Here is a 16,856-nt window from a genome sequence, read left to right on the forward strand (position 1 = left end):
CCGCCACCCGCTTGGGCTCAGCCATGCGCCCGTGTGTCCTGGGAAACAAGCTGGGCGAAAGCCGGCTGGCTGGCGCCGGCCGGCATGGCCGGGCCGACCGCGGCGGCAACCGAAAGGGTCGAGAGGACGAGCGCGCCAACCGCGGCGGTGGCGACCCGGGCGAAGCGGTCGAAATTGAACATATCCGGTCTCCTTGGGCTTTGGTTTTCGATCCCGTCCCGCCGACCATCCGGCGGTGACAGCTTCCGTTAAGCATGGGTCGTGCCAGGTCCGGAAAGCGTCAGAAATCTGCCAAAAACGACCGAAGTGACTTAGTCTGCTCAAACAATTATCTTGCCAAGTGTTGGCAAAATGCGCCAATAAGCGGGAGTGGAGCGCAACACGCATCTGGTCGGTCAATCCTCGTCCTTCCTCGACGCGGTCGAGCGGGCCAGCCGCGCCGCGCCGCTCGATCGTCCCGTCCTCGTCATCGGCGAGCGGGGCACCGGCAAGGAGCTGATCGCCGAGCGACTCCACCGTCTTTCCGCGCGCTGGGACGGTCCGCTCATTATCATGAATTGCGCCGCGCTGCCCGAGACTTTGATCGAGGCGGAGCTGTTCGGCCACGAAGCCGGCGCCTTCACCGGCGCGACCAAGGCGCGGCCCGGCCGGTTCGAGGAGGCGAGCAACGGCACGCTCTTCCTGGACGAGCTGGGCTCGCTCTCCAGCCCCGCGCAGGACCGCCTGCTGCGCGCCATCGAATATGGCGAGGTGACGCGGATCGGCGCCAGCCGGCCGATCGAGGTCGATGTCCGGATCGTCGCGGCCACCAACGAGCATCTGCCGCGCATGGTCGAGCAGAACCGGTTCCGCGCCGACCTGCTCGACCGGCTGAGCTTCGAGGTGGTGACGCTGCCGCCGCTGCGGCACCGGCACAGCGACATTCCCGTCCTCGCCGACCATTTCGGGCGGCGCATGGGGCTGGAGCTGGGCTGGGACGTCTGGCCCGCGTTCAGCGAGGAGGCGATGGCCCGGCTGCTCGCTCATGGCTGGCCCGGCAATGTCCGCGAATTGAGAAACGTGATCGAGCGCGCCGTCTATCGTTGGGAAGACCAGACCGTCCCGATCGACGAGATCCAGTTCGATCCGTTCGAAAGCCCCTGGGCGCCCATGGCTTCGGCCGCCGCGAACGAGAACAAGGCGGCCGTGCCGGTCGGCGCCGCGCCTGCCGCGGAAAGCGACGGCCTCGCCGCGGCCGCGGCGGCTGCCGTGCACGATCCCGCCGCCTGCGGCGATTATCGCCTCGCCATCGCCGAATATGAGAAGGCGATCCTCGCCGTGGCGCTGGAGAAATGCCGCTGGAACCAGCGTGCCGCCGCCGCCGCGCTCAGCCTCACCTACGACCAGCTCCGTCACGCGATGCGGCGGCACAAGCTGCAGGAAGGCTAGGGCCCCTCGGCCGGTGCGGCGCGCAGGCTTTCGAGATATTCGACGAAGCCCGGCGATGTCGAATAAGGCGGCAATCGCCGCGCGGCATCGATCGTCCGCTCAAGCGTCGGCAACAGGTCGCAGCCGCCAGCAAGCAGCCAGCGCAGATTGTTGTCCTGCCGGCTGATCCCCGTGACCGCCGTCTCCAGCCCGGGATTGCCGGCGGCCAGCCCGCCGATCAGCCGCCCGAAGGACTCGACATAGGTTCCGCAGAGTTCGGGCGTCACCGCCAGGTTGAGACCGCTCATCCATTCGAGCCGCTCCAGCCCGTCGGGGCGCGCCAGCAGGCGCATCGCGTCGGCCTGACGCGATGGCAGCCGCTGGATGCCCGCGCGCGCGCGCTCGCCGCGTTCGCCGCTCATCCCTCCGGCGGGGCGCGGCGGGCCTTCGTCGTAAATATATTCGAGCAATTGTTCGAGCCGGGTATCGCCCGATGCCAGCAGCGCGTCGAGCGCGGCATCGCGCCGCTGCTCCTCGGCATTGGCTTCGGCCCGGTCCGCCGCCACCTGGCCACGATAGTCCCGGCCGGCAAGCATGACCGAGGCGACCAGCACGACCGCGACCAGCCCGAAGCCGCTCGCCGCCATGATCCGGCGCCGGTCCGGCTCGCCGGCGCTGCTCCGCGCCCAGGCGGCGAAGCCCAAAGCGATGAGCGGCAGCAGGATCAGGGCAAGCACCGGCCCGACGCCGCGCCGGCCGGTCAGGCCGATCACGTTGAAGGCATCCAGGCTGGCATAGGCGCAAAGCAGCAGGAGCAGGGCGGCGCCGATCAGGACCGGCTGGGGCAGGCCGGCATCCTTCAGCGTCCACCAGCCGAACGCGCCGAGCAGCAGCCAGAGCGGAATCTCGAGCAGCATGATGATGCCCATGGCCACGCCGCCCTGGGGATCGTGCTGGCCTTGCGGCATCAGCCCGGCGAACAGGATGATCGCGTGGACGCACAGAGCGGCGGCCAGCAAGGCGAGCGCGCAGCCGTCGGGCTGCCGGGACGGTGGCGGGGCGGGTTCGTCTCCCGTCATGGCGTTGGCTCCCCGGCCGCGACCGTCCTCGCGACGATCGCGTCGATCTCCTCGGCATATCCCGGCGAGCGCCATTCGTCGGGCAGCATCCGTTCGGCGGCGGCGAGGTTGCGCAGCCGGGCGGAAAGATCGCAGCCCCGGCCCGCGAACCAGCGCATATTGTCCAGTTGATCGCGCAACGAGGCCGGCACCTGGCGCCAGTCGGGGCGCGCCGGATTGGCCTCGGCCAGCCGCGCATCGATCCGCGCGCGATAGGCGTCGCACAAGGAGCCGCGGGCATCGAGATCGAAGTCATGCAATCGATCGAGCAGGTGAAGCTCGACGCCGTCCTCCAGCATCCGCGCCGCGTCGGAGGTGCGCGAGGGCAGGGCGCGGATGGCGGTCAGCGCCTCCCAGGCATGTTCGCTGGAGAGGAATTCCATATAATCGCCCAGCCGCGATTCGGGGCCGAGCGCGCGGAAGCGGGCCTCGAAGGCGCGCTCAGCCTCAGCCTGGGACTGTTCATATTCGGCTTGCGCCTGCGCCATTTCGGCCGCGCGCTCGTCCGCGCCGGCCGTCCACTGCCACTGCCCGATCGCCGCCGGGAGCATGAAGGCGATCGCCGCCACGGCGAAGGCAACAAGCCCGGTCGTCGAGGCCGGGCTCTTCCGGCTCAGCATCCACAGGCCGAAGGCGACGGCGAGCGGCGGCAGGGCGTAAGGCGAAATGGCGAGCCAGTCCGGTCGCCGCGCCAGCGTGATCGCGGTCAGCGAGGCCGCCGCCGCCCCGATCAGCAGGAGGATGGCGCCGAGATAGATCATGGTGTCCGCCTTCGCCCGCGCGCAGGCGAGGATGATGAACAGGCTGAGCGGCACCCAGAGCAGCAGCATCGCCAGGAAGGCGAAGCCCTGGGCCATGCCGTTGCCCGCCGCATCGCTTTGGCCGAATTCGGAGATCGCGACGGCGGTGAACAGGTAAAGCGCCATGGCCGCCACGAGGCTGGCGATCAGCGCGCAGCCAAGGCCAGCGCTTGCTTGGCGCGTCTCCATCGCACCTCCCCCCAATGCGGCGGAGCGTTCCGCCGGGGGGGCCTTTTACTCCGGCAGGCGCGCTTTGGGAAATCCGTCCCACGCCGCGTCGTAATCCGGCTGGGCATGGTCCAGCGCGAAGCGGGTGGGGCGATAGGGCCAGCAGGTTTCGACCATGAAGGCGAGGGTGCCGTCGATCTTGTGGGGCTGAAGTTCCGCCTCGCTCGCCTTGCGCCAGCTCTCGGCGTCCGGGCCGTGGCCGGACATCAGGTTGTGGAGGCTCATCCCGCCCGGCGCGAAACCGTCGGCCTTCGCGTCATAGGCGCCGTGGATGAGGCCCATGCACTCGCTCATCACGTTGCGGTGGAACCAGGGCGGGCGGAACGTGTCCTCCGCCACCATCCAGCGCGGCGGGAAGATCACGAAATCGGCATTGGCGCGGCCCGGCGTCTCGGACGGGCTGGTGAGCACGGTGAAGATCGAGGGATCGGGATGGTCGTAGCTCACCGTCCCCATCGTGTTGAACAGGCGCAGATCATATTTGCAGGGCGTGAGATTGCCGTGCCAGGCGACGACATCGAGCGGGCTGTGGTCCAGCGTTGTCGTCCAGAGCGATCCGAGATTCTTCTGGATCAGCTCGACCGGGCCGTCCTTGTCCTCATAGGCGGCGACGGGCGTGAGGAAATCGCGCGGATTGGCGAGGCCGTTGGAGCCCAAAGGTCCCAATTCCGGCAGGCGGAACAAGGCGCCGTGATTTTCCGCGACATAGCCGCGCGCGGCGCCGTCCGGCAGCGCGACGCGGAAGCGCACGCCGCGCGGGATCAGGGCGATCTCGCCCGGCTCCACGTCGATCCGGCCCATCTCGGTGGCGACGGCGAGGCGGCCCTGCTCGGGGATCAGCAGCAATTCGCCGTCCGCGTCGAAGAAACAGCGGTGCATGTCGGCCGTCGCGCGATAGATATGGACGGCGACGCCGGTCAGCTCGTCGGGCGCGCGATTGCCCATCATGGTGACGAGGCCGTCGACGAAATCGGTCGGCGTCTCCGGCATGGCGAGGGGATCCCAGCGCAGCCGGTTGGGCGGCAGCGGGGCATCGGGCAGGCCGGGGGCGAAGAGCGGCGCGCCGCGATAGGGCGCGAACGGCGGATGCGCGGCGGACGGGCGCATCCGGTAGAGCCAGGAACGGCGATTTTCGTGGCGCGGCGCGGTGAAGGCGGTGCCGGACAGTTGCTCGGCATAGAGACCGAAGGCGGGGCGCTGGGGCGAATTGCGGCCCAGCGGCAGCGCGCCGGCCACCGCCTCGGTCGCGAAATGGTTGCCGAAGCCGGACATGTAGCCAGCAGACATGCGCGTCACTCTCCCGCTCTCGTGTCGCCGGAGGCCTACACCGATCGGCGCGCGGGTGCCAGATCGCCGAAGAAGAGCCGGAAGGCGCGGCGGGCCTGGCCTTCCAGCATCACGAAGCCGCCGACGGGGCGCAGGCCGTGCGCCCGCGCGGCGGTGAGGAAAGCCGTTTCGGGCGGGTTGTAGACCATGTCGAAGGCGATGGCGCTGGGCAGGGCGCAGGGAAGGGCGTCGAGCAAAGCGGGCGGCATCGGGCCGATATGGGCCATGCCGAGGCTGGAGGCGTTCACGATTCCCATGACGCCCGCCATCGCTTGCGGTGCCTGGTCGAAGCCGAAGGCGGCGAAGGGGGCGACCGCGCGCAGCGGCTCGGCCCGCTCTGGCGTGCGGGCGAGGAGGCGGATGTCGGCGGCGCCAAGCTGGGCGAGGGCGGCAAGGCCGGCCCGCGCCGCGCCGCCCGCGCCGATCATGGCGACTGATGCGCCCGCCAGATCGGCGCCATCGAGCGCGGTGGTCACGCCGTCCACATCGGTGTTGTAGCCGGTGAGGCCGTCCGCTTCCGGCACGATGCAGTTGACCGCGCCGATCTTCGTCGCCGCCGGATCGAGCCGGTCGAGATGCGGGATCACGGCCTGCTTGAGCGGGGCGGTGACGTTGCAGCCGCGCCAGGCCGGATCGCTGCGGCGACCGGCAAGGAAATCTTCTACTTCTTCACAGGTTACGCGCGTAGCCTTGTAATCGGCCTCAATGCCTGCCTCGGCCAGCCAGCCGCCGTGGATGGCGGGCGAGCGGGACTGGGCGACGGGATCGCCGATCACCTCGGCATAGGGCGTCATCGCGCGTCCAGGAAGGCGGCGGCGTCGGCGAGATCGACGTCGCGGTCGAGATAGGTTTGCCCGATGCCCCGCGCGAGCAGGAAGGGGACCTTGCCGCCCGACGCCTTCTTGTCGTGCGCCATATGCGCCGCCAGCGCGGCCCCGCTCGCGTCGATCCCCGCTTCGGCGAGGCTGGTCGCGAAGCCGCCGCCGGCGAGGTGGCGGGCCACCCGCTCGGCATCCTCCGTCGGGCACAGGCCGCGCGCGGCGGAGAAGCGGAAAGCGAGGACCATGCCGAGCGCCACCGCCTCGCCGTGCAGCAGGCGATCGGAAAAGCCGGTCTCCGCCTCCAGCGCATGGGCGAAGGTGTGGCCGAGATTGAGCAAAGCGCGCGTGCCTTTCGTCTCGCGCTCGTCGGCGGCGACGATGCGGGCCTTGGCCTTCACGCTGGTCTCGATCGCGTGGGTCCGCGCCGCGCCGTCGCCGGCGAGCAGGGCCGCGCCGTACGCCTCGCACCAGGCGAAGAAGGCCGGATCGTCGATCAGGCCGTATTTGACGACCTCGGCATAGCCGGCGCGGATATCGCGCGGTGGCAGGGTGTCGAGGCAATCGGGATCGATCAGCACCAAGGCCGGCTGGTGGAAGGCGCCGACGAGATTCTTGCCGGCGGGCACGTTGATCGCGGTCTTGCCGCCGACCGAGGAATCGACCTGGGCGAGCAGGGTGGTGGGCACCTGCACGAAGCCGCAGCCGCGCTTCAGGATCGACGCGGCGAAGCCGACCAGATCGCCGATCACGCCGCCGCCAAAGGCGAGGATATGATCGGAGCGTTCGACATTCAATTCCAACAGCTTGTCGAGCAGAGCCGAGAGCTGTTCCCAGCTCTTCGTGCTTTCGCCGGGGGGCAGGACGATCGGGACCAGCTCCGCGCCCGCAGCGAGCCTTGCGCCCTGCGCCGCCCAGACGTTCACGTCGCTGACCACGATCAGCCGCCCGCCGCGCACGAAGGGGGCGAGGGGCGCGGCGGCGCGGCCGAGCAGGCCCGGCTCGATCAGGATGGGATAGGACCGGTCGCCGAGCGCGACCTCGACCCGGCTCATCCGCGCTCCCCGCATTGGGCGCGGTCGAGCAGCTTGTGATCGGCCAGCACCAGCGCGACCATCGCCTCGACCACCGGCGCGCCGCGAATGCCGACGCAGGGATCGTGGCGGCCCCTGGTGACGATCTCGGTCTCGTTGCCGTCCCGATCGAGCGTGCGCACCGGGGTGAGGATCGACGAGGTCGGCTTGAAGGCGGCGCGCACGACGATCGGCTGACCGGTCGAGATGCCGCCCGCGACGCCGCCGGCATGGTTGGCGAGGAAGGCGGGCCTGCCGTCCGCGCCGGCGCGCATCTCGTCGGCATTCTCGCTGCCCGTCAAGCGGGCGGCAGCGAAACCGTCCCCGATCTCCACGCCCTTGACGGCGTTGATCGACATGAGCGCGGCGGCGAGATCGGCGTCGAGCTTGGCGTAAACCGGCGCGCCCCAGCCGGCGGGCACGCCGGTCGCCACGCATTCGACGACCGCGCCCAGCGAATCGCCGGATTTGCGGGCGGCGTCCACCAGGCCCTCCCAGCGCGCGGCGGCGGCGTGATCGGGGCAGAAGAAGGGATTGGCGTCGATCGCTTCCGGGTCGAACGCCGCCCGGTCGATCGCATCGCCGCCCAGCTCGACGACACAGGCGCGGATCGCCACCTCGGGAACGATCAGCCGCGCCGCCGCGCCCGCCGCGACCCGCGCCGCCGTCTCGCGCGCGCTGGAGCGGCCGCCGCCGCGATGGTCGCGCAGGCCGTATTTGGCGTCATAGGCGTAATCGGCATGGCCGGGTCGGTATGCGGCGGCGATGTCCGCATAGTCCTTCGATCGCTGGTCGACATTCTCGATCGTCAGGCTGATCGGCGTGCCGGTGGTGCGGCCCTCGAACGTGCCGGAGAGGATGCGGACCGCATCCGGCTCGCGGCGCTGCGTGGTGAAGCGCGACTGGCCGGGGCGGCGCCTGTCGAGATAGGGCTGGATGTCGGCTTCGGTGAGCGCGAGGCCCGGTGGGCAGCCGTCCACCAGCGCGCCGATCGCCGGGCCGTGGCTTTCGCCCCAGGTCGAGACGCGCAGCACCCGGCCGAAGCTGTTGACGCTCATGCCCCCGCCTCCTCGGCGCGGGCGAGCACGCAGAAGATGGTGTGATTGTCGTCGCGGTCGTGCACGTCGCGGTAGAGGATCTTGAGGCCATAGGCGTCGGCGGCGGCTTCGGAGGCGATCACGCCGGTCGTCGCATCGCCGGATTCCGCCAGTTGCTGTGCCGCGACGGCGGTATTCGACGCCTCGCTGGTGGCGACGTCCGCTTCCGCGATCCAGCGCCCGCACTGGCCGAGCGCGACCGGGTGGCTCGTCACGCGCGCGATGCGGTCCAGCGCGGCATCGGGCAGGCCGAGCAGGTGCATGCGGATCGGCAGCCGATGCCGCTCGACCACCAGCAGGCCGCTCTCCCGGATCAGCTCCTCGACGCCCGGCACCGGGCCGGCGATCGCATTGCGCAGGGGGACCATGCCGCGCGCTGCCTTGCCGGCGAGGACGGCCTTCACGACGCCGGTGAAGGTCGCGCGCGCCACCGGCGTCCATTCCGGCAGGAAAATGCGGCAGGCCTCCCAGCCGAACGCGCCGGGCGCCCCCTGATAAGCGATCTTCACCTCAAATCTCCGTCAGGCCTGCGCCCAGCGAATATAGCAGATCGGCGAAGCCGGGAAACGAGGTGGCGATCATGTCGGCGCGGTCCACCGACACCGGTGCGCGGGCGGCGAGGCCGAGGCCGAGGAAGCTCATCGCGATGCGATGATCGCCATGGGTGGCGACCGCGCCGCCGCCGGCCGGCGTGCCGCCGGTGACGCGCAGCGTATCGCCCTCGGCACTGGCCTGGACGCCGCAGGACGCGAGACCGGCGAGGATGGCGGCGAGCCGGTCGCTTTCCTTGACGCGCAGTTCGCCGAGGCCGTGCATCACCGTCTTGCCTTCGGCGAAGGCGGCGGCGACGGCGAGGATCGGATATTCGTCGATCATCGCCGGCGCGCGGGCGGCGGGGACGGTTATGCCGCGCAGAGTAGAGGCGCGGGCGGTGATGTCCGCCACTTCCTCGCCGCCGATCGTACGGCGGTTTTCGATGCGAAGGTCCGCGCTCATCTCGGTGAGCGTCTCGAACAGGCCGGCGCGCAGCGGATTGACCAGCACACCGTGCACGGTCACCTCGGAGCCCGGCACGATCAAAGCCGCGACCAGCGGGAAGGCGGCGGAGGAGGGGTCGCCGGGGACGTGGAGATCGGCCCCGCGCAGCGCCCGGTTCGCGCCGAGGCGGATGCGGCGGCCGTCGCCGTCGGCCTTCACTTCGATGTCGCAGCCGAAGGCGGCGAGCAGCTTCTCGCTATGGTCGCGGCTCGGGCGCGGCTCGACCACCGTCACCTCCGCATCGGTGCCGAGCCCGGCGAGCAGGATGGCGGATTTGACCTGGGCCGAGGCCGTCGCGTTCTCGAAGCGGATGCCGCCGAGCCCGCCGCCATGGACGGTGAGCGGCAGCCGGTCGCCGCCTTCGAACCACGCGCCCATCGCTTCGAGCGGCGCGGTCACGCGGCCCATCGGACGGCCGCGCAGGGACTCGTCGCCAGTGAAGGCCGCGCGAACCGCCCGGCCCGCGACCGCGCCGATCAGCAGCCGCGCCGCCGTTCCCGAATTGCCGCAATCGATCGGCGCGGACGGCGAACGCCAGGCGCCGCCGCGTACCCGCCAGAGTTCACCCATCTTCTCCACGTCGGCGCCGAGCGCGCGCACCGCCGCGGCGGTGGCCAGCACGTCGTCGCTTTCGAGCAGCCCTTCGATCCGCGTCTCGCCCGTTGCCATCGCGCCCAGGATCAGCGCGCGGTGCGAGATCGACTTGTCGCCGGGCACCACGATCCGGCCGCGCAGGGCACTCGCCGGGCCCGCGCGCAGCCCGTTCGCCGCCGCCATGATCGCGCTCATGCCGCGTTGGAGGCGCGGCGGGGCTCGTCCATCACCAGCCGCGCCACGTCGGCGGCGACGTCGATCGCCTGGGCCTGGTTGAGCCGGGGATCGCAATGGGTGAGGTAGCGCCGGGCGAGGTCTTCCTCGCCGAGCGGATTGCTGCCACCCAGACATTCGGTGACATGCGCGCCGGTCATCTCGAGATGGACGCCGCCCGGATGCACGCCCTCGGCGCGCGCCACGTCGAAGAAGGTCGCGATCTCGGCCAGGATGTCGGGCATCAGCCGGGTCTTGCGCCCCGCCTTGGTGACCGTGTTGCCGTGCATCGGATCGATCGACCAGACGATCTGGCGCCCGGCGTCGCGGGTCGCGCGCATCAGGGCGGGGAGCCGCCTGGCGGCCTCGCGCGCGCCGAAACGGCCGATCAGCACCAGCCGGCCGGGCCGATTGTCCGGATCGAGCCGTTCGATCAGCCGCAGCAATTCGTCCGCCTGGAGGCTCGGCCCGCATTTGAGGCCGATCGTGTTGGCGATGCCACGCGCATATTCGACATGGGCGCCGTCGAGCTGGCGGGTGCGATCGCCGATCCACAGCATATGCGCGGAGGTCGCCCACCAGGCCTCGCTCGCCGGGTCCCAGCGGGTCAGCGCCTGCTCGTAATGGAGCAGCAAAGCCTCGTGGCTGGTATGGACGAAAGCCGGGCGGGCCATGTCGCCGGGCGCGGCGCCATGATCGAAGCGCAGGCCGATCCGCTGACGCGCGCTGCGGTGCACTTCGGAGAGATCGGCATAGGCCGCCGCGCCATAGGCACGCAGCAGATCGACCGTCACCTTGGACTGGCGGTGCGCCTCCAGCATTCGCATCGGATCGGGCGCGCGGCTGGCGGGATCGAAATCCGGGCCGTTGACGATGTCGCCGCGATAGGCGGGGAGGGTGACGTCGCCGACCGTCTCGGTGTCGGACGAACGCGGCTTGGCGAACTGGCCGGCGATGCGGGCCACCGTCACCACCTCGCCCGCGCCGCCGGCGCGCAGCATCGCGGCCATTTCGAGCAGCAGGTTGAAGGTGACGCGCACCTTCTCGGCGCCGAATTCGGCGAAGGTCTCGGCGCAGTCGCCGCCCTGGAGCAGCATGGCGCGGCCCGCCGCCACCTCGGCGAGCGCGGCGGTCAGCGCGGCATTCTCGGCGATGGCGGTCAGCGGGGCGGCGGCGGCGAGGCAGGATTCGACGGTGGCGAGCGCGGCGGCATCGCCATAGGCCGGCAATTGCGCGGCCGGGCGGTCGCGCCACGATTGCGGGGTCCACTTCAACGTCATCGTCCCTGGCTTTGCCTCAACACGGGCTCTTCGGCCGCCATAGCCCCTTCGGACCGGCTGATGCAAAGACGCAGATGGCCGCACATGGCGAGCGGGCGGATATCCTCGCCCTCCGCCATGCGGCGCGCCAGCGTGGTCGCGCCGACGATCGGGAAGGTGACGCCCCGCGGCCGGCAATCGCCGGTCATCCGCCCGACCGCCAGCGCCGCCGCGCCGGTCGGGCCCTCGCCCAGCCAGTCGAAGATGACGAGCGCGCGGTCGTGGAACAGGTCCACCCACCAGCTGCTCAGCGGGTCGAGCTCGATCACCGCGATCGCCTCGCGGCTGCGGGCGCGGGCCAGCGCCTCCTCCGGTCCGCCGGCGACGACGATCGGCGCGGCGCAGCCGAAACGCTGTCGCACGACGTTGGTGACCGCCACCGGCTGGGCGCCGGCATGAAGCACGATCTCGGTCCGGCGCTGCGTCTGCAGGCTGACCGCCATCAGCTCGCGCCAGACGGCGGCGATGGCGGTGTCGGGCAGCGCATCGGTGCGTGCGGTCAGCCGTGCCACCACGTCGCGCTCGCGGTCGGGCCGGAGCAGCAGCGCGTTCAGGTGATCGTCCTGCTTGCGCGCGGCGATCGCCCGGGCGTGGGAGAGGCGGCGCTCGATCAGCGCCAGCAATTCGTCGTCGATCCGGTCGATCGCCGCGCGGAGGGACTGGAGGGTCGGCGTCGGTCGGGCACCGGCCGGAGCGGGCGCGAGGATATCGTGTCTGGGCATTATCGGTCTCTCGACGCGTCCTGGCCGGACCCGATGCGCGGGACCGCGGCCTGGCGGCGTTTCAGTTCGGATTTTCAGGTGAAAAAGCGATCCGCGTCCGGCACGCCCTCAGGCGTACCGGCCGATAAACGAGCCGACAAAAAAGAAGCGTGCGCCGACCTGCGAAGCGAGGGTGCTTATGTCCTGCCCTTTGCGCATGGCGATTGCTCCTGCCGACGGCACAATTCGCCGTCGCCTTAAGGGTGAGGCGTGCGGCCTGCCTTGTCAAGTCACGCGATTGAGAAGCGCGGAAATACGGCTGGGAGTGGAGGCCCGAGCCGGAATCGAACCGGCGTGCAAGGATTTGCAGTCCTCTGCGTAACCACTCCGCCATCGGGCCGCCGCCGGCGAGATGGTCGGCTTTGGCGGCGCTGTCAACCGGCCTTGCGGCGCGGCGCGGGGAGTCGCATTGTCCGGATGATGGAGGCCTTGCCGCTTCTGGCGCGCCGCGCGCTGCGGCCGGCGATCGATTTCGCGCTGCCGCCGCGCTGCCCGGGCTGCGGCGCGGTGACGGCCGAGCCGCACCGCTTCTGCATGACCTGCTGGTCCAGCCTGACCTTTCTCGGCGATCCGTGCTGCGCCCGCTGCGCGCTGCCCTTCGACTACGAACAGGGGCCGGACGCGCTGTGCGGCAACTGCCTCGCGCATCCGCCGCGCTTCGACCGGCTGCGCGCCGCCGTCGCTTATGGCGACATTCCGCGCCGGGTGGCGCTCAAGCTCAAATATGGCGGCCGGCCGGGCGTCGCCGAGACGGTGGCCGGGTTCATGGCGCGCCATGTCGAGGCGATGCCGGACGCGCTGCTCGTGCCGGTGCCGCTGCATCGCTGGCGGATCTGGCGGCGCGGCTACAATCAGGCGGCCTTGATCGCGCAGGCGCTGGCCCGGCGCACGGGAATCGCGGCGCGGCTGGACCTGATCGAGCGGGTGAAGCGCACGCCGCCGCTCAAGGGCATGAATGCCGCCCAGCGCCGCGACGCGCTGCGCGGCGCCTTTCGCGTGCCGCCGGAGCGCAAGGCGGAGGTGAAGGGCCGCGCCGTCATCCTGATCGACGATGTCTATACCAGCGGCGCGACCGCCAATGGCTGCGCGCGGACCCTGAAGCGCGCCGGGGCGGGCGAGGTGCGGGTGCTGGCCTGGGCGCGGGTGGTGCGCGGCGCCGAAGATTGACAAGCGGACCTCGCCGCCTCACTTCGAAGGGCATGGCCCGGATCGAAATCTACACCAAGTTTTTTTGCGGCTATTGCAAGAGCGCCAAGCGGCTGCTCGACGCCAAGGGCGCGGCTTACGAGGAATATGACATCACGATGGGCGGGCCGAAGCGCGCCGAGATGATCCAGCGCGCCAATGGCCGCGCCACCGTGCCGCAGATCTTCATCGACGACCGCCATATCGGCGGCAGCGACGATCTCCACGCGCTCGACGCGGCGGGCAAGCTCGATCCGCTGCTCGGCGACGCATGAGGATCGCGCTCTATCAGGCGCGGACCGGCATCGACCCGGCCGCCAATGGCCGCGCCCTGGTCGCGGCGGTGGAAGAGGCCGCGGCCGGCGACGCGGCGATGCTGTTCACGCCGGAAATGAGCGGCCTGCTCGACCGCGACCGCACGCGGGCGATGCGGCATCTCCATTTCGAGAGCGACGATCCGGTGCTGGCGCAGCTGCGCGCGGCGGCGGCGAAGGCGGGCATCTGGGTGCATGTCGGCTCGCTCGCCCTGCTCGACGCGGACGGCGACAGGCTGGTCAACCGCGGCTTCGTGATCGACGATGAGGGCGCGATCCGGGCGCGCTACGACAAGATCCACCTGTTCGACGTCGATCTGCCGACCGGGGAGAGCTGGCGGGAATCCGCCGCCTATCGCGGCGGCAGCCGCGCGGTCGTGGCCGATACGCCGGTCGGGGCGCTGGGCCTGTCGATCTGCTACGATCTGCGCTTTCCCGATCTCTACGCCGCGCTCACCAATCACGGCGCCACCATGCTCGCCATTCCCGCCGCCTTCACCGTGCCGACCGGCGAGGCGCACTGGCATGTGCTGATGCGCGCCCGGGCGATCGAGGCGGGCGTGTTCGTGATCGCCGCCGCCCAGGCCGGCCGGCACGCGGACGGGCGCGTCACCTACGGCCACAGCCTGGTCGTCGACCCCTGGGGCAAATTGCTGCTCGACATGGGCGGCGCGGCGACGGGCGTGGGGTTCGCGGACATCGATCCCGGCCAGGTCGAGGAAGTCCGCGCGCGCCTGCCCGCCTTGCTGCACCGCCGGCCGATTCCGCGCCCGGAGCGGTTCGCGTCATGATCGTGTTCGACCTTCGCTGCACAGCGCAGGGCCATGTCTTCGAAGGCTGGTTCGGCTCGTCGGAGGATTATGAGGCGCAGCGCGCGCGCGGCCTCGTCACCTGCCCGATCTGCAATACCGGCGAGGTGGAGAAGGCGCCGATGGCCCCCAATGTCGGCGCCAAGAGCAACAGCGCCCCCGATCCGGCGAGCGTGAAGAAGGCGCTGGCCGAGATGGCCGATCTCCAGAAACGGATGCTGGAGAAGAGCGACTTCGTCGGCGACCGCTTCCCCGACGAGGCCCGCGCCATCCATCTCGGCGAGGCCGCCGCGCGCGCCATCCACGGCCGTGCCACCCGCGAGGAAGCAAGAACCCTGGCCGACGAAGGCGTCCCGGTCGCGCCCTTGCCCTTTCCGGTGGTGGAGCCTGGCGAGGAGAATTGACCCGCCCGCCGCCTTGCGCCAAACCGCGCGCGACGCATCGGCCCCGTAGCTCAGCAGGATAGAGCGACTGATTCCTAATCAGTAGGCCAGAGGTTCGAATCCTCTCGGGGTCACCATTACGATCGAGGGCATGATGGCCGGCGACACCCACGAACCCGATCCGGCGAACGGCGATCTGGTCGACGAGCCCGGCAAGATCGCCGTGCCGGAAGATGTGCGGGAGGCGATCCGCGCGCTGATCCGCTGGGCGGGCGACGATCCCGACCGCGAAGGGCTGCTCGACACGCCCGCGCGCGTCGCCCGCGCCTGGCGCGAATATGCGAAGGGCTACGAGGAAGACCCGGCCCGCCATCTCAGCCGCACCTTCGAGGAAGTGGGCGGCTATGACGAGATCGTGCTGTTGAAGGACATCCCGTTCCAGTCGCATTGCGAGCATCATCTGGCGCCGATCATCGGCAAGGCGGCGATCGCCTATCTGCCCGGCGACAGGGTGGTCGGCATCTCCAAGCTCGCCCGGGTGCTGCACGGTTTCGCCCGGCGGCTCCAGGTGCAGGAGCGGCTGACCGCACAGGTCGCCGACTGCATCTGGGACAATCTCCACCCGCTCGGCGTCGCCGTGGTGATCGAGGCGAGCCATGCCTGCATGACCGCGCGCGGCGTGCGCACGCCCGGCGTGATGATGACGACCAGCCGGATGATGGGCGTCTTCCGCGACGACGAGCGCAGCCGGCGCGAAGTGCTCGCCCTGATGGGCTATTGAGCCGGGCCGGGGCGCGGGCATGAGCGGATCGGGCGAGACGGAGGGCATGCGGGCGCACACGCCGATCCGCCGCGTCGTGGCGGCGAGCATGATCGGCACGACGATCGAATGGTACGATTTCTTCCTCTACGGCGCCGCCGCCGCTTTGGTCTTCAACCGCCTCTTCTTCCCTGAATATGATCCGCTGACCGGCACCCTGCTCGCCTTCGGCACCTATGCGCTGGGCTTCATCGCGCGCCCCGTCGGCGGGATCGTCTTCGGTCATTATGGCGACCGGATCGGGCGCAAGAAGCTGCTGATGCTGAGCCTCGTCATGATGGGCGTGGCCACCGTGCTGATCGGCCTGCTGCCGACCTATGCCCAGATCGGCGTCTGGGCGCCGCTCGCGCTCATCTTCCTGCGGCTCGTGCAGGGCTTCGCGGTCGGCGGCGAATGGGGCGGGGCGGTGCTGATGGCGGCCGAGCATGGCGACGCCGCCCGGCGCGGCTTCTGGGCGAGCTGGCCGCAGGCGGGCGTGCCGGCGGGCAACCTGCTCGCCGCCGGCGTGCTGGCGCTGATGGCCGGCATCCAGGACGAGGCGGATTTCCTCGACTGGGGCTGGCGCATCCCGTTCCTGCTGTCGGCCTTCCTGGTCGTGGTCGGCTGGTATATCCGCAACCGCGTTACCGAGAGCCGGACCTTCGAGGACGCGCTGGCCGAGGCGGAGGCGCCGCCCAGGCTCCCCGCCATGGACGTGCTGCGCGAGCGGCCGCGCGCCGTCGTGCTCGGCGCGGGCCTGAGGATCGGCGAGAACATCTCCTATTATATCCTCACCGTCTTCTCGCTCACCTATCTGGTCGATGTCGCGGCGGAGACGCGCAGCCTGGCGCTGAACACGCTGCTGATAGGCGCGGCGGTGCAGTTCTTCGCCATCCCGCTCTTCGCCATCCTCTCCGACCGGATCGGGCGGCGCCCGGTCTATGCGTTCGGCGGGCTGGGACTCGCGGCCTGGAGCTTCGCCATGTTTCCCTTGCTGGGCAGCGGCAATGACGGGGCGATCGTGCTCGCTTTGGTCGTCGGCCTGGTCCTGCACGGCGCGATGTACGGGCCGCAGGCGGCCTTCATCACCGAATTGTTCCCGACGCGCATCCGCTACTCGGGCGTGTCGATGGCCTATCAGCTCACCGCCATCGTCGGCGGCTCGCTGGCGCCGATCGTCGCGCTGTGGCTCTACCGCGAATATGAAAGCTGGCTGCCGGTGGCCGTCTATGTCGGCGCGAGCTGCGCGATCAGCGGCGTCACGGCGCTGCTGGCACGCGAGACGAAGGGCGTCGAGCTGACCGCGATCCGCTAGGGTTTGATCCGGCAGCGTTGAAGCAGCACTCCGTTCGCCCTGAGCTTGTCGAAGGGCTGTTCTTCTTTTGAAGCCGAAGAGAAGGGCAGGGCTTCGACAAGCTCAGCCCGAACGGTGGAGGGATTCAAAGCAGGAGAATCCGACTCTAGGGTCCGGATCGCATCTCCATGTGCTCCCGCCTTCGCGGGAACACAATAAGAGAAAGGCCGCCGGTTCGATGGGAACCGGCGGCCTTCTCGTTCAGCGCGGAGGCGCGCGA

At 70.3% G+C, this 16,856-nt stretch carries 18 protein-coding genes and 2 tRNA genes; 8 read left to right on the plus strand and 12 right to left on the minus strand.

Going from position 1 to position 16,856, the window contains the following annotated elements; translation table 11 throughout:
• Nucleotides 1-17: 17 nt before the first annotated feature.
• Nucleotides 18-182, minus strand: coding sequence for a hypothetical protein (locus tag KF780_08150; GenBank protein MBX3561772.1), 165 nt, complete (start codon nucleotides 180-182; stop codon nucleotides 18-20).
• A gap of 187 nt (nucleotides 183-369) precedes the next feature.
• Here KF780_08150 and pspF point away from each other — a divergent pair, with 187 nt between their 5' ends.
• Entirely contained in the window at nucleotides 370-1,428 is a 1,059-nt protein-coding gene (gene pspF, locus KF780_08155) for a phage shock protein operon transcriptional activator (protein MBX3561773.1), read from the plus strand.
• Here pspF and KF780_08160 read toward each other — a convergent pair.
• The 11 genes from KF780_08160 to KF780_08210 all read right to left on the minus strand — a co-directional run bounded on the left by KF780_08160 (nucleotide 1,425) and on the right by KF780_08210 (nucleotide 12,132).
• Entirely contained in the window at nucleotides 1,425-2,486 is a 1,062-nt protein-coding gene (locus tag KF780_08160) for a hypothetical protein (protein ID MBX3561774.1), read from the minus strand. The genes pspF and KF780_08160 overlap by 4 nt on opposite strands.
• On the minus strand, nucleotides 2,483-3,514 hold the full coding sequence (locus KF780_08165) for a hypothetical protein (protein MBX3561775.1): 1,032 nt from the start codon (nucleotides 3,512-3,514) through the stop codon (nucleotides 2,483-2,485). The genes KF780_08160 and KF780_08165 overlap by 4 nt, the downstream gene beginning before the upstream one ends.
• Nucleotides 3,515-3,559: 45 nt before the next feature.
• Nucleotides 3,560-4,840 (minus strand): homogentisate 1,2-dioxygenase, encoded by a 1,281-nt coding sequence (hmgA, locus tag KF780_08170; protein ID MBX3561776.1) that lies wholly within the window; start codon nucleotides 4,838-4,840, stop codon nucleotides 3,560-3,562.
• Between the two features lie 35 nt (nucleotides 4,841-4,875).
• The gene (locus KF780_08175) at nucleotides 4,876-5,673 is read right to left on the minus strand and encodes a shikimate dehydrogenase (protein ID MBX3561777.1); all 798 of its coding nucleotides are present in this window, start codon (nucleotides 5,671-5,673) and stop codon (nucleotides 4,876-4,878) included.
• On the minus strand, nucleotides 5,670-6,752 hold the full coding sequence (aroB, locus tag KF780_08180; GenBank protein MBX3561778.1) for a 3-dehydroquinate synthase: 1,083 nt from the start codon (nucleotides 6,750-6,752) through the stop codon (nucleotides 5,670-5,672). Before aroB ends, KF780_08175 begins: the two co-directional genes overlap by 4 nt.
• Nucleotides 6,749-7,828: a chorismate synthase gene (aroC, locus tag KF780_08185; protein MBX3561779.1), complete on the minus strand. Its 1,080-nt coding sequence runs from the start codon at nucleotides 7,826-7,828 to the stop codon at nucleotides 6,749-6,751. The genes aroB and aroC overlap by 4 nt, the downstream gene beginning before the upstream one ends.
• Nucleotides 7,825-8,376: a prephenate dehydratase gene (locus KF780_08190; GenBank protein ID MBX3561780.1), complete on the minus strand. Its 552-nt coding sequence runs from the start codon at nucleotides 8,374-8,376 to the stop codon at nucleotides 7,825-7,827. The genes aroC and KF780_08190 overlap by 4 nt, the downstream gene beginning before the upstream one ends.
• Before the next feature lies 1 nt (nucleotide 8,377).
• On the minus strand, nucleotides 8,378-9,694 hold the full coding sequence (aroA, locus tag KF780_08195) for a 3-phosphoshikimate 1-carboxyvinyltransferase (protein ID MBX3561781.1): 1,317 nt from the start codon (nucleotides 9,692-9,694) through the stop codon (nucleotides 8,378-8,380).
• A complete protein-coding gene (locus KF780_08200; protein MBX3561782.1) occupies nucleotides 9,691-10,992 on the minus strand; it encodes a 3-deoxy-7-phosphoheptulonate synthase in 1,302 nt (433 codons plus the stop codon). The genes aroA and KF780_08200 overlap by 4 nt, the downstream gene beginning before the upstream one ends.
• Complete coding sequence (locus KF780_08205) at nucleotides 10,989-11,753, minus strand: chorismate mutase (GenBank protein ID MBX3561783.1); 765 nt, start codon at nucleotides 11,751-11,753, stop codon at nucleotides 10,989-10,991. The genes KF780_08200 and KF780_08205 overlap by 4 nt, the downstream gene beginning before the upstream one ends.
• Before the next feature lie 305 nt (nucleotides 11,754-12,058).
• Nucleotides 12,059-12,132, minus strand: a tRNA-Cys gene (locus tag KF780_08210).
• Nucleotides 12,133-12,209: 77 nt separating this feature from the next.
• On the opposite strand from KF780_08210, the gene KF780_08215 reads away from it, so the two are divergent.
• The 7 genes from KF780_08215 to KF780_08245 all read left to right on the plus strand — a co-directional run bounded on the left by KF780_08215 (nucleotide 12,210) and on the right by KF780_08245 (nucleotide 16,597).
• Nucleotides 12,210-12,959 (plus strand): ComF family protein, encoded by a 750-nt coding sequence (locus KF780_08215; protein ID MBX3561784.1) that lies wholly within the window; start codon nucleotides 12,210-12,212, stop codon nucleotides 12,957-12,959.
• A gap of 32 nt (nucleotides 12,960-12,991) precedes the next feature.
• On the plus strand, nucleotides 12,992-13,252 hold the full coding sequence (gene grxC, locus KF780_08220) for a glutaredoxin 3 (protein MBX3561785.1): 261 nt from the start codon (nucleotides 12,992-12,994) through the stop codon (nucleotides 13,250-13,252).
• Nucleotides 13,249-14,082: a carbon-nitrogen hydrolase family protein gene (locus KF780_08225; GenBank protein MBX3561786.1), complete on the plus strand. Its 834-nt coding sequence runs from the start codon at nucleotides 13,249-13,251 to the stop codon at nucleotides 14,080-14,082. Before grxC ends, KF780_08225 begins: the two co-directional genes overlap by 4 nt.
• Complete coding sequence (locus KF780_08230) at nucleotides 14,079-14,504, plus strand: DUF1178 family protein (protein ID MBX3561787.1); 426 nt, start codon at nucleotides 14,079-14,081, stop codon at nucleotides 14,502-14,504. The genes KF780_08225 and KF780_08230 overlap by 4 nt, the downstream gene beginning before the upstream one ends.
• Before the next feature lie 39 nt (nucleotides 14,505-14,543).
• Nucleotides 14,544-14,620: transfer RNA gene (locus tag KF780_08235), tRNA-Arg, on the plus strand.
• Nucleotides 14,621-14,637: 17 nt separating this feature from the next.
• Nucleotides 14,638-15,264 carry a GTP cyclohydrolase I FolE gene (gene folE, locus KF780_08240; protein MBX3561788.1) on the plus strand — a complete coding sequence of 209 codons (627 nt, stop codon included), beginning with the start codon at nucleotides 14,638-14,640 and terminating at the stop codon, nucleotides 15,262-15,264.
• Nucleotides 15,265-15,310: 46 nt separating this feature from the next.
• A complete protein-coding gene (locus tag KF780_08245; GenBank protein MBX3561789.1) occupies nucleotides 15,311-16,597 on the plus strand; it encodes an MHS family MFS transporter in 1,287 nt (428 codons plus the stop codon).
• Nucleotides 16,598-16,856 lie beyond the last annotated feature (259 nt).

It is taken from the genome of Sphingomonas sp., from assembly GCA_019635535.1.
Taxonomy (GTDB): domain Bacteria; phylum Pseudomonadota; class Alphaproteobacteria; order Sphingomonadales; family Sphingomonadaceae; genus Allosphingosinicella.